The 26,426-nt window shown below is 36.1% G+C and carries 17 protein-coding genes; 5 read left to right on the top strand and 12 right to left on the bottom strand.

The window, feature by feature from the left end:
• The first annotated feature begins 104 nt into the window (after positions 1 to 104).
• The 4 genes from VOI54_RS14675 (at position 105) to VOI54_RS14660 (ending at position 4,039) form a co-directional block, all read left to right on the top strand.
• On the top strand, positions 105 to 446 hold the full coding sequence (locus tag VOI54_RS14675; protein ID WP_326283686.1) for a PadR family transcriptional regulator: 342 nt from the start codon (positions 105 to 107) through the stop codon (positions 444 to 446).
• Positions 443 to 2,254 carry a PspC domain-containing protein gene (locus tag VOI54_RS14670; protein ID WP_326283684.1) on the top strand — a complete coding sequence of 604 codons (1,812 nt, stop codon included), beginning with the start codon at positions 443 to 445 and terminating at the stop codon, positions 2,252 to 2,254. The genes VOI54_RS14675 and VOI54_RS14670 overlap by 4 nt, the downstream gene beginning before the upstream one ends.
• Before the next feature lie 103 nt (positions 2,255 to 2,357).
• On the top strand, positions 2,358 to 3,086 hold the full coding sequence (locus VOI54_RS14665; protein ID WP_326283682.1) for a head GIN domain-containing protein: 729 nt from the start codon (positions 2,358 to 2,360) through the stop codon (positions 3,084 to 3,086).
• A gap of 116 nt (positions 3,087 to 3,202) precedes the next feature.
• Positions 3,203 to 4,039, top strand: a complete 837-nt coding sequence (locus VOI54_RS14660; RefSeq protein WP_326283680.1) for a GIN domain-containing protein — start codon at positions 3,203 to 3,205, stop codon at positions 4,037 to 4,039.
• 9 nt (positions 4,040 to 4,048) lie between these two features.
• On the opposite strand, the gene VOI54_RS14655 is transcribed toward VOI54_RS14660, so the two are convergent.
• The 3 genes from VOI54_RS14655 to fucP all read right to left on the bottom strand — a co-directional run bounded on the left by VOI54_RS14655 (position 4,049) and on the right by fucP (position 8,905).
• On the bottom strand, positions 4,049 to 5,725 hold the full coding sequence (locus VOI54_RS14655) for a ribulokinase (protein WP_326283678.1): 1,677 nt from the start codon (positions 5,723 to 5,725) through the stop codon (positions 4,049 to 4,051).
• Positions 5,726 to 5,778: 53 nt separating this feature from the next.
• The gene (locus VOI54_RS14650) at positions 5,779 to 7,482 is read right to left on the bottom strand and encodes a hypothetical protein (protein WP_326283676.1); all 1,704 of its coding nucleotides are present in this window, start codon (positions 7,480 to 7,482) and stop codon (positions 5,779 to 5,781) included.
• 64 nt (positions 7,483 to 7,546) lie between these two features.
• Positions 7,547 to 8,905, bottom strand: a complete 1,359-nt coding sequence (gene fucP / locus VOI54_RS14645) for an L-fucose:H+ symporter permease (protein WP_326283674.1) — start codon at positions 8,903 to 8,905, stop codon at positions 7,547 to 7,549.
• A 161-nt stretch (positions 8,906 to 9,066) separates the two neighbouring features.
• On the opposite strand from fucP, the gene VOI54_RS14640 reads away from it, so the two are divergent.
• Positions 9,067 to 9,975: a helix-turn-helix domain-containing protein gene (locus tag VOI54_RS14640; RefSeq protein ID WP_326283672.1), complete on the top strand. Its 909-nt coding sequence runs from the start codon at positions 9,067 to 9,069 to the stop codon at positions 9,973 to 9,975.
• A gap of 77 nt (positions 9,976 to 10,052) precedes the next feature.
• On the opposite strand, the gene VOI54_RS14635 is transcribed toward VOI54_RS14640, so the two are convergent.
• From VOI54_RS14635 to VOI54_RS14595, 9 genes are all read right to left on the bottom strand, one after another.
• The gene (locus VOI54_RS14635) at positions 10,053 to 12,341 is read right to left on the bottom strand and encodes an FAD-dependent oxidoreductase (RefSeq protein WP_326283670.1); all 2,289 of its coding nucleotides are present in this window, start codon (positions 12,339 to 12,341) and stop codon (positions 10,053 to 10,055) included.
• A gap of 81 nt (positions 12,342 to 12,422) precedes the next feature.
• Positions 12,423 to 14,102 (bottom strand): sodium:solute symporter family protein, encoded by a 1,680-nt coding sequence (locus tag VOI54_RS14630; protein WP_326283668.1) that lies wholly within the window; start codon positions 14,100 to 14,102, stop codon positions 12,423 to 12,425.
• 35 nt (positions 14,103 to 14,137) lie between these two features.
• Positions 14,138 to 16,462: a discoidin domain-containing protein gene (locus VOI54_RS14625; protein ID WP_326283666.1), complete on the bottom strand. Its 2,325-nt coding sequence runs from the start codon at positions 16,460 to 16,462 to the stop codon at positions 14,138 to 14,140.
• A 26-nt stretch (positions 16,463 to 16,488) separates the two neighbouring features.
• The gene (locus tag VOI54_RS14620) at positions 16,489 to 17,586 is read right to left on the bottom strand and encodes a glycoside hydrolase family protein (protein WP_326283664.1); all 1,098 of its coding nucleotides are present in this window, start codon (positions 17,584 to 17,586) and stop codon (positions 16,489 to 16,491) included.
• A 15-nt stretch (positions 17,587 to 17,601) separates the two neighbouring features.
• Positions 17,602 to 19,794, bottom strand: coding sequence for a glycoside hydrolase family 31 family protein (locus VOI54_RS14615; protein ID WP_326283662.1), 2,193 nt, complete (start codon positions 19,792 to 19,794; stop codon positions 17,602 to 17,604).
• Positions 19,795 to 19,804: 10 nt separating this feature from the next.
• Positions 19,805 to 20,797: a family 43 glycosylhydrolase gene (locus VOI54_RS14610; RefSeq protein WP_326283661.1), complete on the bottom strand. Its 993-nt coding sequence runs from the start codon at positions 20,795 to 20,797 to the stop codon at positions 19,805 to 19,807.
• A gap of 13 nt (positions 20,798 to 20,810) precedes the next feature.
• Positions 20,811 to 23,384, bottom strand: a complete 2,574-nt coding sequence (locus VOI54_RS14605) for a GH116 family glycosyl-hydrolase (RefSeq protein ID WP_326283660.1) — start codon at positions 23,382 to 23,384, stop codon at positions 20,811 to 20,813.
• A 22-nt stretch (positions 23,385 to 23,406) separates the two neighbouring features.
• A complete protein-coding gene (locus VOI54_RS14600; protein ID WP_326283658.1) occupies positions 23,407 to 24,348 on the bottom strand; it encodes a family 43 glycosylhydrolase in 942 nt (313 codons plus the stop codon).
• Between the two features lie 145 nt (positions 24,349 to 24,493).
• Positions 24,494 to 26,419: a RagB/SusD family nutrient uptake outer membrane protein gene (locus VOI54_RS14595; RefSeq protein WP_326283656.1), complete on the bottom strand. Its 1,926-nt coding sequence runs from the start codon at positions 26,417 to 26,419 to the stop codon at positions 24,494 to 24,496.
• Positions 26,420 to 26,426: the final 7 nt, after the last annotated feature.

Here is a 26,426-nt window from a genome sequence, read left to right as displayed (position 1 = left end):
AATTAAATGAATGACATTATGAAATGAGCAACTCAAAAAACCAAAGTTTAATCTAGAGTTTAATGCGAATTACATTTGACTTCTAAAAAAATTTAAAACAACAAATGAAAATAGAAAACACAAAAGCGCAAATGCGTAAGGGCGTTCTGGAGTTCTGCATATTATCAGTTCTAAAAGATAATGATGCATATGTAGCAGAAATCCTAGGCACCTTGAAAGATGCCAAGTTGCTGGTGGTAGAAGGCACCATTTACCCGCTACTCACCCGACTAAAAAATGCAGGTCTTTTAAACTACAGATGGGAAGAATCTACCTCTGGCCCTCCAAGAAAATATTACGGTTTAACCGAAACAGGTAAATTATTTCTAAAAGAATTGAATACCACTTGGGATGAATTACAAAATGCAGTTAACATAGTAACAAGCCAAAAAACAACAAAAAAATGAATAAAACAGTCAACATAAATTTAGCAGGTATATTTTTTCACATAGATGAAGATGCATATCTAAAATTACAACGCTATCTTGAGGCTATAAAACGTTCATTTACAGACTCACAGGGTCGATCTGAAATTATAGCAGATATTGAAGCACGTATAGCCGAACTTTTTAACGAACGTGTAGAAAATGACAAACAGGTTATACGAATCAAAGAAGTAGATGAGGTTATCTCTATCATGGGGCAACCAGAAGATTATTTGGTAGATGACGAAATTTTTGAAGATGAGCCACAACAATCTTATAAAAGTGGCAAATCATCAACGTCAAGAAAGTTATTTAGAGATACTGACAACTCATACATAGGAGGTGTGTCTTCCGGGTTGGCTCATTATTTTGGTATTGATGCTATTTGGGTTCGATTAGCTTGGATTCTTCTAATATTTGGTGCCGGAACTGGTATCTTATTATATATCTTACTTTGGGTTTTAGTTCCTGAGGCTAAAACTACCGCCGAAAAAATAATGATGACCGGAGAACCGGTCAACATTAGTAACATTGAAAAAAAAATAAAAGACGGTTTTGATAGCGTTTCTGATGTAGCAAAAAATGTAACAGATTCTGTTGGAAATGCCGCTAAAAATGTAACAGATTCTGTTTCTAATGCCGCAAAAAAAGTAGATGTAAAAAAACAGACCAATTCCATAAAATCATCATCCAGAACATTTTTTGATGCTATTGGAGACGTATTTATGTTTTTCTTCAAAGTATTTGCAAAGTTCATTGGGGTTCTGCTTATTATTATTGGCGCATCAACTTTAATTGGATTAATAATTGGTTTATTTTCTTTAGGAGTTGCAGATATTATTCACATCCCCGGTTTAGATATGATTGAAATTGCCAATACCGGTAATACACCGCTATGGCTGGTATCTCTTTTAGTATTTTTCGCCGTTGGGATTCCTTTCTTTTTCTTGTTCTATTTAGGATTAAAAATCTTAATAAATAATCTAAAGTCTATTGGTAATATTGCAAAATTCACATTATTGGGCCTTTGGTTAATGTCAATAATAGCACTTGTTGTTGTTGGTATAAGACAAGCTAGTGAACATGCTTTTGAAGAAAGTCATATTGAAAAAACTGAGCTACCCATCATGGCTAAGGATACCTTAACTATTAAAATGGTTAATCACGACAAGTTTAACAGAAGTTTTTATAGATATAACAACTTTAAATTAGCCAATGATGACAATGGCAATAAAATGATCTATTCTTCAAATATTGATATTATAGTTAAATCTACTACAGACTCTATTGCCACAGTATCTATTGAAAAAAGTGCCGATGGAAGAAATTATGATAAAGCTTTAGAACGTGCCAAAAACATTAATTACAATTATGAAATTAAGAACAACGTATTACAGTTAGACTCATACTTCAATACCAACCCTGAGAATAAATATAGTGATCAGGAAGTAGATATCATTCTTTATATTCCGGAAAATACAATTGTTTATTTTAACAACAGTACCAAAAACTTTTTATACTATAAAAGATACAGCGGTAATATTATTTCCAGTAAGGATACCAATCATTATTTAAAAATTTTGGATGATGATTCAGAATGTTTAGACTGCCCGGAAGACGACTTTAAAATAGAAGTTAATACGCCTAAATTAAAGGTTGATGATAACGGTCTGGAAATACAATCTGATGAAGGTCATTTAAAGATAGATGGTAAAGGCGTTAAAGCAGAATCTGAAGACGTAAAGGTTAATATCAATTCGGAGGGTATTGAAATAAAATCAGAAAACTAACAATTCATCATTAAAAAATAACAACTCAGATATTTGTATTATAAAATATTAACTATTAAGCAGATATTTGAATCACCAATAAATCATCAAAAAACAAACAATCATGACAACATTAATTAAAATCATTGTAGCATCCATATTAAGCTTAACGCTTTTTTCCTGCAATTTTGACATCAACCTAAACCCCGGAGTAAAAGGAAATGGTAAAGTGGTTATAGAAGAAAGATCTATTAATCAACCCTTTTCTACAATTAAAGCTACCGAAGGCTTAGATGTTTATTTAACTCAAAGCAATGATGAAAGCATTACAGTGGAAGCTGACGAAAACTTACATGAACTTATCCTAACTGAGGTTCAAGACGGTGTTTTAAAAATTCACACAAAAGAAAATATTGGACACGCTTCATCAAAAAAGATAATGGTAAACTTTAAAGATATTTCAAGTATCATTTCTACGAGTGGCAGTGATGTTTATTCAACAAATACTATTACAGCTGATCATTTGGATTTGAAATCCACCAGCGGAAGTGATATGAGGCTTGCCGTAAACACAACATCTTTAAATTGTAAATCAACCAGTGGGAGTGATTTAAGATTATCTGGAGAGACCTCTAAATTAATTGCGCAAGCTACAAGTGGTAGTGATATTAAAGCTGCTGACCTAATGGCCGAATCCAGCCAGGTTAAAGCTAGCAGTGGTGCAGATATTACTGTTAATACTTCAAAGGAATTGACGGCGAGTGCTAGTAGTGGTGGAGACATTAAATATTATGGAAATCCTGAAAAAGTAGAAAAAAATGATAGCCCTTCAGGAAGCATAAAGCAAAAATAAACCTGGCATACAACAAACAACAACCAACTGAAAATTAAGTCGTTTCAAGTTTTTACCAATTTGAAATGGCTTTTTTTATATATGTTTGTAATATTAATTAATTCACCATTATAAGAATGAAAAGCGTATTTTCCCTTATTACATGCCTTTTGTTTACCTGTTTTTTGGGTTTTTCTCAAAACCTTGAAAAAATAAAAGGTAACAGAAATGTCACTATAGTAGAAACTCAAATTCCTTCTTTTAATACTATAGCCCTTGATGAAGATTTTAACATCGAAATCATTTTTAACAGCACGCCTTCAGTTGAAATAGAAACAGATGAAAACCTCCATGATTTTATTAAATTTGAGGTTATTGACAGTGTACTCACCTTTAATAAAACTGCCAGAATAACCTCTAAGAAAAGACTAAATATAAAAGTGAAATATGACCGGTTTCTAGAGCGAATTGAAGCTACAGATAATTCTGAAATATTATCTCTTACTACCATGGATCCTAAAGTATTTAGCTTAAAAGCCAGTGGAGCTTCTAAAGTGGGATTAACCATTAAATCTGATCATTTTAGTCTTGAAGGCAATGATAAATCCAGGATAAAGCTCAATTTAACCAGCAAAAACTGTACTACTACCTTGAGTGGAAGCAGTAAACTGGAAGCACTTATAAACGCCTCTCAATTCTCAGCTACTATTTTTCAGCGTGCCACAATGACTATTGAAGGCTCCAGTGATACCAGTACTTTAGATCTAGACAACAATGCCCGGTTTGATGGTAGAAACTTTACAATAAACACCTGTAATGTGATCTGTGAAATTAATAGTGATGCCTATCTTGAAGTATTAGAAAACATCACCATAGAAGCTTCAGGAACCAGTACGGTTTACTTATATGAAAATCCAAAAATTACAATCAATAAATTTACTGATACGTCCAGACTTCTTAAAAAAGTAAAGTGAATTTTACACCTACTCGCTGATAACTTTATAGCGGATTTTAATTAGTTTTTTCATTATTTCATAGATATTCCCTGAATAGCCTTTCCTCCCAAAAGCATCATGTAACTCACTATAAAGTTCAAAGAGTTGCTTATAAATATACGTTTCATTTATGTTGGGAGTGTATACTTTTTCTGAAACTACAGAAAGCTGCTCTACTATGTCATTTGTGTTTAAATGCCCTTTAGCTTTCTTTTCTACAGCAATAGCAGCCATTATAGCAGCTCCAACAGCTACTGTTTGCGGGTTTTCAACTAATTTCACAGGAACCCCGAGAACATCTGCATAAATTTGCATGAACATTTCATTCTTGTGACCAATACCTCCGGTAACTATTATTTCATTGATTTCTACTCCGTGACTTTCAACTAAACGAATTATTTTCAAAGCTCCAAAAGCTGTTGCCTCTATTAACGCTCTATAAATTTCATAATCTTCTGTTGCTAATGTCTGCCCTATTATTAATCCTGACAATTGTTGATCGCTCAAAATATTCCGGTTCCCATTATTCCAATCAAGTGATAATAATCCACTTTCACCGGCTTTAAGTCTGGAAGCTGCTTTTGTAAGTACATCATGATATGAACTATCTTGCTTCAATACATGTTGAACCCACCAATTAAGCAAGTCCCCTACAGCCGCTTGTCCAGCCTCAATACCAACATATCCGGGTAATACAGATCCATTAACAATGCCGGCCACTCCAGTAATATTATCCGGAGACTTTTCCGGAGGAAACACCATAATATCACAGGTAGAGGTTCCAACTATCTTCACAAACTTTCCATTTCCTACACCTGCACCTATGGCTCCTACATGAGCATCCAAGGCTCCTACTGCAATGGGTATCCCCTCTGGAATACCTAACAATTCAGCCCAATACCCTGATAAATACCCTATAATTTCATCAAAAGTATAAGCCTTATCATATAAATTATCTCTTAACTCTGCCAATGCCGGGTTCAATGTGGCTAAAAATTCTTTGTCGGGCAACCCACCCCATATATCAGAACACATAGCCTTATGGCCTGCAGCGCAAATATTACGCTTTACCTTTTTAACATCATCAATACCGGCCAAAGTAGCTGGAATAAAATCTGACTGTTCTATCCAGCTATGTGCAGCAAAAAATACTTCCGGATCTATATTTAGGCAGTGCCACACTTTAGCCCAAAACCACTCGGATGAATACGTACCTCCACACTTTGCTATATATTCTGGCCTATTTTCCTTAGCCTGTCGTGTAATCTCTAATGCTTCCTTAACAGAAGTGTGATCCTTCCAAAGCCATGCATAAGCATTTAAGTTATTCTCAAATTCGGGAAGTGATGCTAACGGTTGCATTTTTTCATTTACCGGTATTGGAGTAGAACCGGTTGCATCTACTCCAATTCCAATAATATCATTTACCGAATATCCACCGGCAACAAAATCACTTACCGCACTTTTTACCGCAATTTCCAAGGCTCTCATATACCCCATTGGAGATTGTCTAGCAACTAACGGATTGTTGTCATCCGTAAAAACTCCATTAGTTCCTCCTTCATAACCACAAACAGCTGTAGCAATAACCTGTCCTGAACGGACATCTAATATACAGGCTCTACCTGAGCTCGTTCCAAAATCCAGTCCAAGTGTATATTCCATTTTTTCTATATTTACCAGATTATTTTTAAATATAAGAGAGCTTCAAATCTCCCTTAATTATTACGTTTCATCTTAGCTTGATCTTCTCCTCCATTAATTACGTACAATAACGGTATAGGCCTATCTACCCCCTCTTCAAACACAGGTTTTGCTGCCCATGGTGTTACCGAAAGCACATTTGCCATATCCATCCAAAACTGTAGTCGCGACCTTTTAAGGTTCCAGGTCATATGAAAATGGTTTGCAGGAGCATAATGCTTATACTCTTCCATAGTAGCATATTTGGGCATCACAAAAGTATGCGGCCAGGTAGGATTAGCGGTTTCACATACAGCCTTAGCTAATTTTTCCGGCGGAAGTACCGTTTCTGTTTCATCCCATACCATTGAGAACATTCCTGATAAAGAACTATAGGCTAAACGGGCAGCAATTCCTTTAATGCCACTGGGAGAAATAAAATGAACCGAATTACCTAAATAAGAGAAATACTCTACCGCTTTGGGGAACGTGATTTTCTTCAATATCTCATTAGGAGGTGTTCCGGGAAGTGCTGCCCAATCAAAGGATGCAGATCCGGAATTAACACCATCTACAAAGCCTTTTTCCTCCCAGGCTGTATCCCCATTTAGTTCTATTCCTTTTGCTGTGGCAAATTCATTAATTTCCTCCGGAGCCCAAACTTTTCTAAAATCCATAAATAAAGGTGGGTTGCCTCCCGATAACCATGTCATAAACAACTGGGTTAATAACGCCTGAACATCAGCTTCTGTAGCATATGGAATAACGGCTTTAGGCCCATTGTGATCAAATGTGGAGTTGAATAACGATTCCATAATATCTGCAACGGGTAAAGGAATACCTCTTGCATCTGACCCCCATTCTAATTGACTCATAAATCCCCCTCCTACAGCATTCAGGTCCTTCATTAAATCCCGGACAATTAAATATAAAGCCAGACTTTTGTCTAAATTATCATTATCAATTCCTTCTGGAAGTTCAATACCTGCAGAGCCTTCTTCCAGCCAACCTCTAAGTTGTTTTAACTCGTCTTTATCATAGGCTTCCTTTTGTAAGAGGTCCGCCAGTAGTTTCATATCAAGACGGGTAATTTCTATTCCAAATTGGTTTCTCGTGGCACCAACATGAGGTAGTGCTGTCTCCATCCCCATTGAATCATGACCAAAAACTACCACGCGTTTACCTTTGAGACCTTGAATTGTTGCAGCTGAATAACACCAATCTATTAAAGCATTTTTTGTGTTGTCTGTCATTTCCGGGTTAAGCCCGGTATCTTCCCAACTTCCAACATTTATATGTACCAGTCTTCCGGATTGTGCCAGAGCCCCGTTAGTGGCATGTGTAAATACCACTCCCGGTCTTGGCCCACTATTCCCAGTAGTAAAATTAAAAGGTGTATCCTTGGGAAAATGACTTAATAAAGATAAGACAGTTAATTGAGGAAAGGCCCAGGTATCCGGAACGCAAACAATTATATTAACCCCTGCTCTTTTAAATTGTGAAGCTACTATATCTGCCTGTTTTTCTCCATCTACTAAAACATCGGTATAAACCACTGCTATTTTTTCTTTATTCCCGGTGAGAACTTTACCAGAAACTTGGTTTGCGGTCATTTTTACAATATTAATAGCCCGGGTTCGGGAATCCTGATCAATTCTCGGATCACATGTAGCAAATACCCCAATCACAGGAAGCCCTGTATTTTGGTCAATATCATTGTTTAATTTTAAAGCTGCCATATCATTTCTTATATTTTATATTATGATTAAAATCTATTTTAAATTTTCAGTAAGACGGTGATGCTCAAACGGCAGAAGCCCTTTCATCCTTAACTTTTCGTTTCATTGATCTATAACTATATAAACCAACTACAACCAAACAAATCAAAGGCAGTATAAACGAAAAATTAACCTCCGGAATGAACCCTAAAATTTTAATATCACTAAGTCCGGTTCCTCCAACATCAATAATACGCCCTTGTAACGGAGGCATTAAAGCTCCTCCAACAATACCTAAAATCAGTCCGGCAGATCCCAATTTAGCTTCATCTCCCATGCCTTTCAGAGCAATTCCATAAATAGTGGGAAACATAAGAGACATAGCAAAAGAAACGCCCACTAAACAATATAGACCTGCAATCCCGTTAATTAATATAGCACCGGAGCAGAATGCCACACCCATAACTGCAAAAATCAGCATCAGTTTTGCAGAATCTATATACCTTATTAAAAAGGTACATACCCATCTTGCCGTTAAGAACAATATGGTTGATGCAGCTACATAAACTACTGCGTTTAACTGTTCATCTTCTCCTCTGGAAGCATTCAAGTTTGTAACATATTGATAAATAAAGGTCCATACCATAATTTGAGCGGCAACGTAAAAAAATTGAGCTAAAACACCTTCGTAATATGCTTTATTTGAAAAAAGCTTTCTAAAGGTCGTCTTTAAGCTTAGTTTTTCAACCGTTTTATTTTTGCTATCAATCTTCATAAAGAGAAATAACACCATAATAACTAATACGACCGCTCCCAAAATTATGTAAGGTGTACTGATGATGCTAAAATCATGTTCAATAATCTGTTGCTTTTGAACTTCAGATAAAACTTGAGTTTTATCGCTATCTGCCCCTATTTTTGTTTCTAACCTGTCTACAACAAAAAAACGTGCTACTAACTGCCCGGTTAGAGCTCCCATAGGATTGAATGCCTGAGAAAGGTTTAATCGTTGGGTTGCCGTTCTTGAATCTCCTAATTCCAGAATCATTGGATTAGCTGTTGTTTCCAAAAAAGCCAACCCAAATGTCAAAATATAAAGGGATACCAAAAATAGATTATAATTTACCAGAGTAGCGGAAGGGTACATCATAAATGCACCAATCATAAACAGAAAAAGTCCAAAAATAATTCCTGATTTATATGTATATTTTCTAATAAATAAAGCAGCAGGTATAGCCATAGTTCCATACCCTCCATAAAATGCCAATTGAACATACGAGGCTTTTACATTTGAAATATTCAATACATTCTTAAAAACCTCTACCATAGGATTTGTGAGATCATTAGGAAATCCCCACAGAAAAAAAAGTGATGTTACGGCTATAAAAGGTAATAACAAACTAGCCTCTATTAATTTAGGCCCATCTTCTTTTTTGATTTTCATAGATTAACTTTCAAATTTTATTAAACCTTATAAATCTTTTATATACAAAAGACTTTCTTGCAGATATCAGATAAAAAAACATTCTGTATTTTACAAAGTAATGAAACCGTAATGTTTTTTGAAATGTCAAGTTTCCGTAATTTTGTGTATATTTTCAAAAAATGCTTATAACCAATAAAATATCAAATAGTGGAGATCCTTCATTAGATATCCAAAAATTTAATCGGTTAAAACCAACTATTCTCTGTTGCCGGTATTGGTGGTTTGAGATCTGGAAAGGGCAGCAAATGTCCTTCCCTTTTTGGAGGTTATACTGGAATAAAAATACCGGAGCCTATATCGTTTATAAGAAAAAGATCTTTTTGGTTCCAAATCAAATTTATTTAATCCCTCCGCATACGTCATATTCTACAGGCATAATTGATCAAAAGCAAATTCCTAAGTCTGATTATTTTTTCAAGTGTTCCAGAATAGAATCCAAACAGGATGAAAAAATCCAAATGGAACGTCAGAACATTTTACATTTCTTTTTACATTTTACATTAGGAACAGATTATGACAATATTGAACCGGGAGTTTATTCGTTCGATTTGAACTCTGATCACCAGAAAATGCTCACTCAAATAATAGAGTCGCTATTGGAAAACCCTAAAGAGTTTTCACTAAATACCAGCTTTACTATTTATAGCTTAATCCTTACTGCGGTTAATAAAATTACTCCAGAGATAAAACCATCCAAAGTTCTACACGATAAAACCTACTTAGCTATAGACTTTATTGATAAAAACTTAGGTAATAAAATTACAGATACTATAATAGCTGACGTATTGGGAGTTTCTTCAACTTTTCTTTACAATTTATTTAAAAAGGATATGCGTTTAAGCCCCAGTAAATATGTGGCTAAAATTAGAATTGAAAAGGCCGGAAACCTTTTACTGTATTCTGATTACAGTATTGAAAAAATTGCAGGCCTATGTGGTTTTTCTGATCGTTATCACTTAACCAAAATTTTTAAAAAGGTAAAAGGTACTCCTCCTGCTGCTTTTAGAAAAACTTATGGATATTTCTAACAACTATTAAATTAAGCGACATTCTGTATCAGCCCCCTTTCACTCAATATTTATACGACACACCTAATAAAACTTAACTAAGCGTATGCTGCTAACCCATATAAAATTACCGGAGTTTGATCATCTGGTTTAGAAAAAACCACAGTCAGAGTATCTGTTACCAAAGGCTCTTCAAAGTTTATAATATTGACAGCTTGATGATTATTTTCTTTTTTATAGATTGCGTTATTATCTCCATCAAAAACCTCATAATGATTTACTACAAAAGGGGTTACTGCATTTGGATGTTGCATCAAAACTGACTCCAAAGCATTATCAAAATCTGCATCAAAAGATAATCTTAGTGTTTTAATCTTCTTCGGAGCTTCCCATCTGCACATTACTTTAGGCTGTTTATCTTCTATACTGGCAGTCCAGGCATTAACATCTCCGTTTGATGTTGGCCGCTCCTCTAAATTAATTATGTTTTTTAAACTGAATTTTTGTATTGGAGGCATTATTTGCATTGCAATATTTTCACCTCCGGGTTTACGTTCCGGAGTCCAGAAGTCAAAAGCATCTATCCCAACATTATCAGGCGGATCCTGCCTTCCAAAATTAGAAACAGCTTTATTAACTTTTTGTTGAACCGACATTACCCCCGGGTAAAGTTCATCTGATAATGGTATTTGAACAGCTTCATTTTTCATAAAGCACAAATAGACATAACAATCCTCATCAAAGGGTTTATTCAAAGTAAACGTAATATCCTGAGTTCCTTTTTCTAATTTAAAGTCATTTGACTGCAGATCAACATCGGGCGTAAAGTGTTTTTTAGAACTACTTCTTTTTAATATGAGTGATAATGTAGTTGCTTTTGAAGCTTTAACCATAATTGTTACACTATACGTTTGATCAGCTATAAGCGGTAATAATTGTGCCGTATTTGTATCTAATGTTTTCCATGCTCCGGAAGCAGATAGTGTACTAAGTTTTAATTCTGATGAAGCTGTTATTTTTGCTTTTGCAATAAGGTTCTTGTCATCAGTTAAAGCTAACCTTGGAATCCCTTGCCCATCTCTATTCAAAGTTAATTGTAATTGCTGAATGTTTTCTTCTCTGGCTAATTTTCGGGGTTGCCAATGATTTTTAATGCATAAAGCAGCAGCTTTTCCTACTACCTGTCCTCCATGAGCACAGGTTAACATGACACGAGATGAGCCAAAAGCAACATGTGAAGCGCTTATAATTCTTCCGGCTAAAAACAGGTTTTCAATATCTTTACTGTAATAGCATCTAAAAGGAATAGAATACACCCCCTTACCATGCCACTGAGTACAAGAATTATGCTTGCTATATACTCCATCAGCAGGGTGCAAGTCCATAGCCCATCCTCCAAAAGCCACACGATCATAATAATCTCTTTGCTCTACAATATCTTTTTGAGATAACATAAAATCACCCTCAAACCTTCGGCTTTCTCTTTTTCCTGGAATAGTTCCCACCCATTCTAATGTTAGACTTTCGGCTTCCGGGTATTTTCCGCTATTTTTAATATAGTCCCATATCCCATACACTACTTTCCATAATTCAAATTTAATATCTTCAGATTGATGAATAGTATCAAGCCTTCCTCCATACTCTACCCACCAAAGTTTACAGCCATGGTCTCCAAGTTGATAATTTTTAATTCTGGGCAAATCTGCTGCATTATCAATAGCAAATGATGGCGCTTTATAGCTTACCGGTTTACCTACATCTTTAGTGTAGAAATAAAGGGAATGCCCTAACAAATTACCATAGTCTTCAATATTAGGAGCAAAACCTTCATCAAACTCATCTGAGGGCTCTGCCCCCATTCTAAAGGATGCTCCAGACTGAAAAGCCACAATACCATCACCAGAAGCATCACAAAAATAAGGTGCTTCTAAGCGATATGTTGTTGAATTTTGACTACAAAATGCCATAACGCTTTTTATAGTTTTATCACTTGATTTTTGTGTCTCATATACAGCTGTATTTAACAACAAAGTAATATTGTCTTCTTCGTATACTTTTTCTAAAAGAACAGTATCAAAAAGAAGCGGATTCCCTTCTTTATTTCGATTTAAATTATCCAAAAGGATTTCATTGATTAAACCACCTTCTCTGGACCATCTGTTATTATTTCCCATATGAGATGTAGCTCCTAAAGCCCACAATCTGACTTCACTAGACGCATTTCCTCCTAACACAGGCCTGTCCTGCACTAATACTACTTTTAAATTTTCTCTGGCTGCCGTCACGGCTGCACATACTCCTGCTAATCCGCCCCCTATTACAACAAGGTCAGTATTAAGTGTTACAAGTTTGTTTGCTCTTACTCTATTAAATTCACTTTTAATCATTATACTTTCAATAGGTTTTATACCCTTAGCGCTCCACGCATCAGGCCGTATTCTTTATTTGGTTAAATCAAAGATCATTTCTTATTCTTTTGATACTCTAAAGGGTAATTTTGTTTTAATTTCCGGATGAATTATCAATGCCATTAATAAAACAATACTTCCCATTATTAAGACAATTCCACTGGAGTCTTTTGCTATGATTCCTAAAATCAGTATTAAAATCCCTACTGCAATTAGGGTCATTGCCAAAACTTTAATTCCAAATGTATTTTGCTCAACTGTTTCGGTTTCTTCTTCTTCACCGGCATTTAATAACGTGCTTTCCTGATAATTTTTATAGTCCTCACTTTCTTCTATCGTTTTAAATTTAGCGTACAGTTCATATGTAAATAATAAAGCAAAAGGCAGTATCGCTCCTAAAAGCATTTCATTGGCCCGGGATAAGTTTTCACCTAGTACAGGTTCTGCAAAAAACTTAAACATTAAATTAATGGCAAGGCTTAACAGGGTGATTCTCAAAATAGATTTCCCTGTATGTCTTTTAGAAAATAGTGCCCATATTGGCGGACCATATAGTGAGCATCCTGTGACAGCTCCTATACTTAAAACCATATTCACAATACCTCCGGCTGCCGGAACCAATAATGCAACCACAATGGTTCCTAAACCAAATAAAAGTGTAGAAAGCTTAGCTACATTCATGGTTTGTTTTAAACTTGCCTGTGGCTTTAAAACTTTAAAAATATCATTGGTTATAACTGAGGCTGCTAAGTTTAAAGTCGTATTAACAGAGCTGGCCGTTGCAAATACCATACCTCCTAACATAAGCCCTAGCATACCCAACGGTAATACTTCTTTACAAACTAATAAATAGGCCCCTTCATTATCCAATCCTCCTAATGTTGGATTCAAAACCTTGTAAATCATTGGTGGCAGCATCCAAATAAACGGACTTAGCAAGTATAACCACCCAAAAGTCAACCCTACCTTTTTGGCACTTTTAGCATCTTTTACACTGGTATATCGTTGTACATACGCCCAATTACCTCCAATAAAAATGGTATTATAAATAGCAAAGGCCACGATAAACCACCAGGAGTATTCGGCAGTTGCCCAATCAAAGAAATTCTCAGGAGCTTTATCAATAAAAGCACTTAGCCCCCCTACTTCTTGTAAAGCCAGATACACCACAATACATACTGCAGCTGTTAAGATTACAAATTGTAATACATCAGTAATAATTACAGCCCATAAGCCTCCTACCACAGTATACAATAAAATGAGTAGCCCTAAAGCTATAACACATGCATTGATGGAAAACCCGGTAGACACATTAATGATTTTAGCTACAGGGTATAAAAACGCTCCGGAATACCCTAGGGAAAGAATAAGTATTAAGTAGGTATAAAACTTTTGGGTTCTGTCTCCCAATCTGTTCCTTACAAATTCTGCTGCAGTCAGGCTATTTGTATTACGCCATTTTGGAGCGATTAAGTATGCAACCAAAAAGCCTCCTAAGCACATGCCTAACTGAATAGTAATAGCTACCCAACCTAACTCATAAGCAATAGACCCCCATACCACAAAAGTCCCTGCTGAAAAGAAGCTCATAAACAATGACAGCCCACTCATTGACCATGGCACAGCACCCCCTGCCGCAAAATACGACTTCATATCACCGCCTCTTTTTCTAAAGGACAAGCCAGCCAGTACTATTAGTAAGGAAAAAGCCAATATGGTTATGTAATCTATATTACTCATAATTTATAAGTTTAAATATTGTTCCTGATACTATTTTATTTAGGCATTGCCTTGTTCATTATTATTGATGTGCTCTTCTCAAAATATCCTAAACCATAGCTTGCATGTACAGTATCATTCTTTTTTATTTGTAAAATATTATCTCTTATTCTACTTTTTTCATATTCATATTCTACAGTTCCCTTTAAATATTTAGAATAAGGACCTTCTTCAGTAAGTGTAGTCATTACTGTATCTCCTCCCGAAGACAGCACTTTAATAGCTAATGCTGTCACTTTATCTTCATCAAAATTTAAAGGGACTTTCAACCTTATTTCAATGGTTTTATTCTCTTTTTGTGTCAGACTAATTTTAGTATCACTATGGGCTAAATATGCCATACTCACATTAAATGCCGTATTGTGCTGCACCCAACCTTCTGTCCATCCTAGGTTTCCAATTTCAGGATGGTTAGGATAGTGATTTGTTTTTGGTGAGCCATCAAACACAAAAGGCACTTCTTCTAGTAAACCCACCCCTCCGTGATGAAAAGAATACCATCCTAAATCTACACCCTCTATTTCTCTGGGACCATCATAAGAAAAGTGACGTCCTGTAGGATTTCTGCCAAAGGCATTATCAAAATGGGACCATATAATTCTATCTAACTCTTTCTTTAAAACCTCATCTTTAATCATGCTTTTTGCTGCTAATGCACTGGCAGGAAAACCTAAAACATTGCCTGTTTCATTCCATCCATTAGGAACCCAATCCCCATCATCAGTATACTTTCTAAAATCCCACATATTGTTTGAGCGGTTTATCATAATTTTAGCCCATGCTTTGACCTTTTGCTCCAGTCCTTTTGGTGCTTTATCCGGATATTGATGATAGAAATAGGCAAAAGCACGCAGAGTAATATGCTCTGACATCCGTTGTCCTTTTGTTGTCAACGGATCTCTCCAATCCAAATTAGCAATCATCCACTCCATTTGGTTGTATGCAGCTTCAAAATATTTATTAGCGTCTTCTCCCCCGTGGTTTTTAACAACTTCATACAGCATTAAGTTAGGTATAACGGAATACCCCGGAGGCAATTCTCCTTTGGTTGTTCCCATTTTTGTTTTTAACGCCAACAAATTGTGCTCCGGGCTTTGATCATACCTTGTAGACCCATTAGATACTGATGGTTTTTCCCAGTTCTCTACCGCATATTTATAAACAACATCAAAATTTTGTTGTGGTAACCAGTCTTTTAGATACTGGAAAGCATAGAGAAAATGCGCCAGTTCTGCCTTTTGCATTTCGTGGTCTAACTGTTGTGAAATTTTCACATCTGCATCCCAATGAATCAATTTTACAATATCTGGGGCATTCTCTTTATAAGGTTCTAATTTTCCCCACTTACCGTTATATTCTTTTGAAAAACTGTCATTAGGTACATATTCTATTTTATTCGGTAAACGTTTATAAGCTTCTGGATTGGAAAGGTATTGCGCCACTAAAGTTTGCATGGACCAATTAAAAAAATCGCCATCTCGCCATGCCCATGAAAGACTTCTAATTTTATCTGTCGTACCGGTATAATGCCTGACTCCTGTCATAAAATCTATTATATTCTGATAAGTGACACGCTCCAGCCAATAAGGTGCTACCCTAAAGGAATAGGAAACCAATGAATCAACAACTACCTCATATTCATCAGAGGTCAAAGGATTAAACGCTGAAAAGTCCCCTATGTGATTTACAACCTTACCCTGAAACTCCGGTTTTGAGGTTCTTATATTTTTTATGTAAAAAGTAGTATGATCTGGTATTTTAGGCGCTGTAAACCGTTTTGGTTTTTCTAAGTTATACCCACTTTGATTGACCACTATTTTTTTAACCGGCGTAGCATCTTTTGAAACATACTCTTCTCCATAAATTTCAAACTCGTTTACCTTTACCTGCCCTGTATCATGGATCGCTAATCGAATTCTATCAGTTAAAACCGGTTTTTTAAACGCTATTGATATTATTTTCTCCTGGTTATCAGTAGTTTTTTTTAAATCATTATAGTACCCATTAATAAACGTTTGAACAGCATAAGCTTCTATTGCTTCTCCTTTCCCGTTCTCCATATTTAATACAACTTTGACAACTTCAGTTGCTCCCGGTAAGGTTACCAAAATCCACTTAAGCTCATCTGTCTCATTACTCATCCAACCTGTTTTATGGTTACCATCTATACTAAGTTTAGAACTAACATCTTTTTTTCCATTACCAGATATTGCTTTTCCAGTAAGTGATAAATTGTTTTGGGAGCTCACAACATTGCAAAACAGCACCAGTACTATCAGGGCAGTTATAGTTATAGATTGATTTGTAATTTTTATTATCATTTATAATTCTTTATCAAAGTTGTTGCTTACTTTTCCAGGTTCACCAATGACATATGGACATTTACAGTTTCTCCATTATACATAGCTGCACAGTATAACATCTTTGGACTTCCATCTTCTAAAAGAATTTGTGGACGCTCTAAACGGTTTAGCTTTTGAAGCGTTCCATCTTCCCATTCAATTTGAATTTTAGAAACCAATGCATTTTCTGCCGGCTGCCAGTCAAATCCATCATTTGATTTAAATAGCGCTAAAGAGGTTCCTGCATTGGTAAACGCCCCTTCCATATCTTTAACAATAGCATAATATTGATCTGCACTCTCCTGATACCATATATAGGGATCCTCTGCCGGAAACTTTTCGCCTTCTTTATAAAAAATGGGGGCTTCAAACTTTTTAAATGTTCCGAGCGGATTATCTGAAACAGATGCCAAATGTGTTACCGGACCTCCAAAAGGTAATGGGTTATGCCTGGCAACAGCTTTGTATATTAATAAAATTCTGCCATCCTTCATTTTTGTTACGGAAGGATTACTCACCATTAACGCATCATAAGCCTGTGGATCTTCCGAAACATCAATGACTGGCTTGTCAAAACGATTCCATGGACCATTAGGACTATTAGCCCATGCCACTCCGATTCTTTGGTTATTCCTATGTATAAAGTTTAACGTTGGCATTACTTTACCATCACCTGTGGTTCCCATATAATACAGGTAATATTTACCTTCAAACTTATAAACTGTAGGATTGTGAGTTGTTAACCCATCCCAATATGTTTTTCCTCTTGCTTGTAAAGCCACATCTACAAAGGTGAAAGGGCCTTCTGGTGTTTTTGATATGGCATGAGCAATTTCTGAGTGGGTCACCCAAGCTTCAAAACCATAGCTTTTTAACCACCTGGAATATAACATATGATAAAACCCATCATCTCCTTTTACAACAGATCCTCCCCATACATAATATCCTTCTTGTGCAAGTATTGATTGCTTAGGCACTCTTTTTAATAGCTTTGAAAAATCATCTATAGACTGAGTTTTAATTTTATTTTTGTCAACACTCGCGTTTTGAGCTTGCTTGCATGTTGTGAATAGTAGTATTAAAGCTAAAAAGAGTACTCTCATAGTTACCAGATTTATTTATTCAGCTATTTGATAGTTATGATTCGGCCTTATTTCAAAACTTATACTACCACTGGCAGCATCATAGTCATAAGCTATCTCCTTGTTATCTGTAATATCTTTAACTTTAAGAGTATTAATTGACCCCCAACCATTATAGGTAATTATATTTACGCCCTTATTATCCGGGTAAATAAACTTATAGATTTGAGATGATCGTGATACTGGGTAAACTTTTGCTTTTAAGGGCATGTTATCAGATGTTCTTTCTATAACGATTCCTTTACCCCCTATAAAAACCGGTGTTTTATCCAAGGGGATTTTATAGTCATTCAACACTTGCTTCCCGTTATATTTTTTCCCGGTCTCATAGTCAAACCAAACACCTTCAGGAAGGTATACATCCATTTTTCCTGTTTGATAGTTCTTTAATAATGGCGTTGCCAGAATAGATTCTCCTATCATCCATTGAAAATTATTAAGTTCTGAGACCTTAGAATCATTTGAATATGCTATGGTTAAAGGAGTTAATGTAGTTGGGTAGCCGGACTCATAGCCTTTTAATGCTTCGCTGTACATATAGGGTGCTATTGCATAATGAAAATCAATTGCCTTTTTGAACACTTTTTGCTTTTCTTCCGGCCACTTGTCAGGGAAAGCTCCAACCGCCAACCCCGATGTTAATGAAAGCAACCAGGCATGCCTAATATTAGCATCTACAGATCTTATATTGTGTATATTATGCACTCCTGCTACATCTGAATACACATTTGGAAATCCACAGGCAGCATATTGCATATAATTAATTGGTATTCTTTTTGTCAGCTCACCAACACCGGTATCATTAATTCTTAAAAGTGTTCCCGGGGCAACAAACTCTCCATTACGCGCCATTACGTTTGCCCCTTTATCTGCTATTTCACGCATGGGTTTATTGTATATATTTGTTAAGGTATCAAGATTCATCATAGTATCTTCCTTAATACCATCAACATCCCATTTGGCATATTGTTCTTGAAACCATGCTGCGGCTCCTATAGCATCACCATTTATTAAATAAGCAGGTACAATAGGAAAAATATCAGAGGTAATTGTCAATATTTGATTGTTTGTATCACGAACTAAAATATCTTTTTTCTTTGCTTCGGTCGTTAACGCATTGCCATAAAACGTTTTAACTTTTAAGTTTTTATCTCTCTTCTTTGTTTTTGGATAATAGGGACCTCCTTCCGGAATAAGATTAGTACGTAACCCTATCATCCAGGCCATATCATTTTTATTCATCCATGATTTAAATGTAGTAGCATCCGAGAATTTCTCACCCCATCTTCCAAAACTGGTTGTTGTACCACCCTCATCCCAAAACCCGGAACCGGTAACTACCCAACGGATAGGGTAGTTATTATCATGAAACTTCTGAAGTATGTCCTGTACCGTAACCTGATTTGTATTCCACCCCAAAGCATCCCATGATTCCCAGCCTAGTTCAAACAACCTGAACTTTGGCTTTACACTTTTATAACCATGTGCCTCCCTTACCTTTTTATAATTGGAATACATCGTTTTAGGGTTTCCAAGAAAATAATAAAATGTTGCATTATTTGCTTTGGTTAGATTCATGCCATATTGATTCTTATCAATAATGACCGTTTTTTTTCCTTTATCGAAAAATACTCCTGCAAAATTATTTTGCGGAAAAATTGAAAATGTACTTACCCACCGTCTACCACCGCCATCATTTTTAATAACATAAGTGTTTTTGGCATTTTCAACTATATTAAATGATTCTTCAAAAGCAGCTACATCACCCAGACCATGCGCTACCGGCATACCTCCTAATTGTAGCGCTATGTCTCCATCTTTTTCCTGTTTGAAGTTTACTGTAAACCGGGCAATACCTCCCTGAAAAACAATTTCCACTTCAGCATTTTCGCCATTCTCATTGGACACTATAAAACTCTTCTCGGAATCAGACGCTTTCAGGATATTTGTTTGAACTATCGGTTTACCATTCAAAAGAAGCCCTGTGTTTTTATTTTGAGGCACTACAATGTTCCCTTCTTTATTTTCAAATCTGAATTGAAATGATTCCGGATTAATTATTAGTTTATAATCATGATCTACAATTTCAATTTCCTTAGTATTTGTATTTTTTACCCCAGTACACCCTACAACAAATAATAAAATTAAAAACCTGTATAAATTTCTCATGATCATCTATTTATTTTTTAGAATTGGAACCTTGGATTTCTTCATCTAATTCATCATTCCAATATAATGGTGCTATTCTAAAGTCTCTACATTGTCTCCCGGTTGAAAGCGTCATATACCACTGCCCATCCAAATCCTCTACAAGCTCTGCTGCATGCCATGGATTAACCCGTTGAACATGATCTTTTGCATCCCACTTATAGGGTGTGGTGCTTCTAAAAACATCTTCCCCTCCAATTTCCCAGGGCCTTGCTGACAAAAAAAGATAGTAGTACTTCCCTCTTTTAACAACAAAGGGAGATTCTACGGCCGGTGATGTAGTATGTTCATCAAAACAAATCTTCATTTTTGTCCATTCTCTTAAATCTTTACTTGTGCTATAGCCTACCACCCAATGTTTTTCATCTTTCATAACACTGTAATACATGATCCATTGCGCTTCCTTTTCATCCCAAAACACCATAGGGTCTTTGTTTTTCAAATTTTCCGAAAATTCATTTTTCTGCGCCAGAATTGGAGTTTCTGATGTGGTCCAATTATATAAATCCAATGATACTACATGGTGTAATTCTCTTGGAACACCAATTTGAGTATAAAACATATGATACACACCTTCATGAAAAATTATATGTGGTGCCCAAATAGCTGACCCGTCAGTTGAAAAGTCTTTTTCTCTTTTCCATTCTCGCTGATTTAAAGAATCGGCTGTTAAGTGAATGAACACATTATGGGGGTTTACAATCCCATATAAATGCCACTTTTTTTCATTAGCATTATAAATTATTGAGTGATCATTAAAATAAGGGATTTCATAAGCTGTAAAGATCTCCCCCAACTCAAATAGTTCTTTTCCAATGGTATATCTATCTTCCATAGCAATATTACATGAGTCTATAGTATATTGAGCAACCTCTTTAAGCGTTTTCTGTTTTTGAGCACTCATAACCACTGAAAAACATCCCGTTGTAACACAAGCCATATATTTCACAAGAAACTTTATCATTCACTATATTTTTTTAGAGAAGAATCTTAATTGACTCCCCCTCTTTAATTTCTAATTTCTTTTTATACTTTCTTAGCGTATCTCCTTTCAAGGTAAAACAATTCAATTGAATATCACCTTTTAAAACAGTGAGCTTTACTTTCTTTTCAATTTCAGACCCTGAAATTTCTACTGTACCATATTGATAACCATTTGACCAAAAGAACTTCCCTTTTTGATCCTTAAACTTCATCGTTCTTTCTACAGCAGAATATTCAAAACCCGTGTAAGCTAATATTCCGGACCAAGCGGCCATTGAGCGCGCATAGCGATGACCATATTCAATTTCATCAAAAGGATTACGGTTAGAACCATTATAGCGCCCACGAACCGCCTCAAATATTTTAAGTCCGTTTTTTATTTGCCCTTCATAAATCATGTGTGCTGCAGTACTATACTCAACACCACTCCAAACTTCAGTGTAATAAGGTGTTGGCGAATCTAACAAAGCGCCTTCTATCGGGTAAGTTAAAATCTGCAACCCTTTTTCGTCGCCAATAGCATAAGTTCTAAAAGACGTATAGTGGTCATGAAAGTTTTCTTTAAAATTATACTTCATCACACTATTTAAGGTAGTCTTAATATTGTTCTCATCTAAAACATACCCTAATCCTGCTGTATGGGCTAGATATTGCCCTACCAACTGGTCTGCTAAACAGCCCCTACCAATTTGTGCTACTTTTGACTTGCCTGGGGTAATGTGATGCTCATAAAATTCTTTATTAAATAAATTAGCATCCACCCATTTACTTCCTGACTCAAATAAAGTATTACATTCTTTTGCAAACTTTTTATCACCTACATGCTTAGCCATCTTTCCTCCTGCTTTTAAGGCTGCCAAATACCATGATGCCATTTGAGGGTTTGGCCCCTCATAATTTACATCAGCAGTATTGTGTTGTGACCCTTCCATCACACCATCTTTGTTGGCATCCCAATACCCAGTCCATGCAAAAGCCAATGATTTTTTAATATTAGGCCACAAATACTTTAACATGTCGTCATCACCAGACATATTCCATTCCCGGTACATTTTAACAATGGTTCCCATTTGGCCATCAGCCGCTTCACTTCTCATTTTTGTAGCATTAGTTGCTAGCGGCAAACCAACTCTATGTGACTGAGCACCATTTTTTCTCATCATATGCATGAATTCAACTTCACGGAATCGTTTTGCTATATCACCATACAGAAAAGGCACAGTACTTTCATAATTCCAAACGTGCGTTAATGATCCAAATCCCCATCCTGCAGTTTTTTGTTCACCAATCACAGTTCCACCAATACTTCCAGTTCCTTCCCAACCAAAAGGACGTCCATCTTCAGTAACAAACAATGTTTGAGAACGCATAATAGACGCATTAAACAACCCTGCTTCTACAAGAATTTCAGGAATATCACTATCAACTAAAGCTTTTACATATTTAACCGTTTCATCTTCAAGATAATTCAGCTTGTTAGTTACTTGTTCTGCAACATCCCAGGCATCTTTATAAACAGTACAATAATGATTCCCCATATGACTACCATCACCCTGGCACCAATGCCCGGGAACTCCGGTTTCCCATGCTTTTCGGTTTGGAAAACGCCATGTTAACATAAATGTAAACGCTTTGGTCTCATTTGGTGCTAGTGTTTGTTTTAAAGACAATGTTGCTGGAGGGGTTTTTACTTTCCCGTTGGAATTAGAGTGATCAACTAAGTTTCCATCATTTAAAAAATCATCATAAAATTCGCGAAAATTCCAATTCCAGATTTCTTGCCCCCAAGCTGTACGGTAACTTACTTCTCCGCTAGAAACAGTTGTTAACGCCATAGTACCATAGCTATGATCATCTTTAGGAACATCTTTAGATTGCATATACAACCCTCTTATCCCGTTTACTTCTTTGTATATATTGAAATTGCCTTCCGGGCTTCCACTCCAGCCATCATAACCGATAAAGTTAGGCACCATCCCTGCTACGGAAATATCAAGAGGCTCATTACTAGTGTTCTTTACAACATAACGTAATACAGCCACAGGAATCGAGCTATTAGCCTCATCTCCCGGAATCATGGGGTTAAAAGCTTCCAAACGCACTTCAAATGGCAAATTATCATTTTTAAAACTCACCTGCGCCAACGGATAAGCTGCTGCAAATGTTGTTTCTTTGAATCTTGGAAAACCACTGTTTACTTCTTCTGCTCCCCAATCGCCAATATATTTTTTTTGATCTATTGACCCCTGTAATGCTTTTATCCTGGGAACTTGTCCTTCTTGCGCATATCTTATAGCAAAAAACGGCCCCATAGCGGTGGCTGGTTTTGAAAACCTGAAAGCCGGAAGAAATCCCATAGCACCACGGTTCATAATTTCCCAGTCTTGCAAGGCTCCTTTTCCACTTATACCAACTGTTCCCGTTCCTATCCCTCCTATTGGCATTGAAACTTCATTTATATTTTCTCCGGAATATGTTTTAACAACAGACCACTGTTCATTCCATTGTTGTCCATGTGCCACATACACTATTAAAAACCCAGTTATTATTGAATATATATATTTCATTATTTTTAAAATATCATAATAATTACTTAATTCCATCATTCCAATAAAAAGGAGCCAGTCTAAAATCACTCTCATTCCCTGAAGAACGTGACAAATACCACTTCCCATCTAAATCCTGTATTATTTCAGCTGCATGCCAGGGATAAATGCTTTTTACCAAGTCTTTTACTTCCCACTTAAGTGGGCTTTTGCTTTTAAAGAACTCCTGAGCTCCGTGTGGCCATGTATTTCTTGCTGATAAGGTTAAATAATAATACTCACCTCTTTTTACCACAAAAGGAGATTCTACTCCCGGTGATTCCGTATTTTCATCAAAGCAAATTTTATACTCCGACCAATTCTTCAAATCTTTACTCACCGTATAGCCAACCGCCCAATGCTTATCATCTTTCATCATAGTAACATACATTATCCACTGATTGTTAACGTTATCCCTGAACACCATTGGATCTTTGTTCTTCAAATTGTGGTTAGCAGCATTACTCCAAGCAAATAATGGCTCTTTTGAAAAATGCTCCCATTCAAACAAGTCTTTTGATATTGATAAGCGTATTTCTCGTGGCACACCTATATTGGTGTAAAACATGTAATACAGCCCCTCATGTTCTAAAATATGCGGCGCCCAAATTTCCTCATCCTGATAAGTGAACGGCTTGTGCTTTTCCCAGCCTTCCTGAGTTAAGGAATCTGCTGTTAAATGAATGAATGATTTATTGCCTGCTTCAATACCATATAAATGCCATTTTTTATCAACACTGCTATAAATAATAGTGTGGTCATAAGCATATGGAAGCTTATATATGGTGAACATTTCACCAATAGAAATTGAGTCAGGAATCTTACTTCGGGCGTTATCCTCTACTGAAATATTTTCATTGGTTTTCTCTTCTCCTTTTGTTTTGCATTGGATTAACATCATAATTAATGAGACCACAAAAGATAGTTTTATTATATATGCTTTCATTGGAAAATATTTCAATTATCATTAAACGGTTCAGGTCATAAGTTTTAGTTAAAGGAAACTGATTGCTTACTAAGAAAGAGCAATTAATTAATTGCTCTTTCTTTAACTAAACAAAAACTAACTAATACAAAGCAATTTAATCTTTTTAATAACCCGGATTTTGTTCCAGAGTAACACCGGATTGATTAAATAAATTTATTTCTTTTAACGGAATTGGTAATAAATAATCCCTGGGCGCAGTAAAACCTCTATTTAAAAAGTTTGTCCAAAAAATGTTCTGCCAATTACCATCACCCGTCGTACCGTCTACTCTAATGTATTCGTGTAGATTAGGATCGTTTATAGGATTTCCATTACTATCTATAGCCTGATTACTGCCAAAAGAAGCAACTCTCACCCCAAAGCTTCCGTCATAAAAAAGATCTGGATCTGTGTTCCCCGTATAAATTGTAACCCCATCATTGTCTATCACAGGTACAGTAGCTACACCTGCACTAGGAAGATCTAAAACCCTCCCTTTTAAAGGTTCGTTTCTCACTTTTTCTGTGGCTTGCCATCTATTCAAATCTACCAATCTAAAGCCTTCTAAGGCTAATTCTATTCTTCGTTCAATTCGCAATAAACGTCTCATTTCCGCTTGAGATGCAACTTGTACAACAGGAGCCGGAACACCTGAACCAATATAAGCCCTGTCTCTTAACTGTTGCAATGCGTTTGCCGCTGCCTGTAAATCGCCTCCGGATTCAATTTCTGCTTCGGCACGAATTAACAGAATCTCTGCATAACGCATTAAATGATAATCTACGAACGTATCGGTGATACCATCTGTAATTAGCGGTTCATCTGAATATTTCTTCCAGGCATACCCCATACCTCCAAGAATACGATTAAAAGAAGGGCATTGTCTATTCGCAATTCGTTCTCCATTAACATCAAAGGTATTTAAACTATCTAAATGAGATTCATAAACCACACCGTAGCGCGAATCGCCTGGAGTTAAAATAGTAGCCTTTAATCTGGGATCTCTATTTTCCCATGGGGTTGTAGGATCATAAGCAGGATCCTCATCTATTGTTAATCCATTTATCGTTGGATAAGCGTCTACTAAATTTTGTGAAGGATGGCATTGGAAAAACCCTCTAAATTGCCCTCTAAAGGCTGTACGTAAAGCTATTTGATGTGACCTGAAATCCGGTTCAAACGGCATGGTTAACATCACCTCTCGTACAGCACCGCCCACTATACCTTTTTCTCCGGCTTCCTGAAACATATTATAGTAGTTAGACGATAAACCATAAATTCCAGCTGAGGCATCCATAGCATCTTTAGCTGCCTGAGCAGCTACAGCAAACATACTTGAGTTATGTTGTCCTTCATAAAGCGCTACTCTTGCCTTTAAACCTAAAGCTACAGCCTTTGTTATACGGTTGTGTTCTCTAGGTGAGGCATTCAATAAACCTGCCGCTCTATCCAGTTCTGCTAAAATTTTATCTACTACTTCTGCTCTGGGGCTCCTAGAGATAAATCCATCTGCAGGATCAATAATAAACTTATCTATATAAGTTATGTCACCAAAATACTGTACCAGCATACTATGATAATACGCCCTAAGCACTAAAGCCTGCCCCAATAGATTGCCATATCTATCAGCTTCAATCAAATCCTGATTAGCTTCCATATTATCTATAACAAAGTTAGCACGCCCTAAACCTCTATACAGTGGAGAATAATATGGATTCACATCATCATTAGCCTCATTAGTTCCTAAGCTAATCTGTTCAATCTGACCTGCATTTCTATCTCCTCCGGAAAATCTGTAATAACCATTATCTGTAAGTGTTACTTCTTCATAAAATTTTTGCGGCATACCATCTCCTCCCATAAGAAATAAAGACCTATACGCCCCTGTTAATGCTACTTCAGCCTCATCTGCATTGTTAAAGAACGCACTTGTATTGGGTTGATCTAAAGATTCTAAGTTCAATACCTTATCTTCACAAGAAGCTAACCCCAACACTAGGATTAAAAAGCTAATTTTGAAAATACTGTTAGATTTAAATATATTTTTCATGTTTAAC

It is taken from the genome of Alterotamlana spongicola (genome assembly GCF_035818475.1).
GTDB lineage: Bacteria > Bacteroidota > Bacteroidia > Flavobacteriales > Flavobacteriaceae > Cognatitamlana.
Note: the sequence above shows the minus strand (reverse complement) of the source record. Positions and strands in the feature narration are given on the sequence as shown.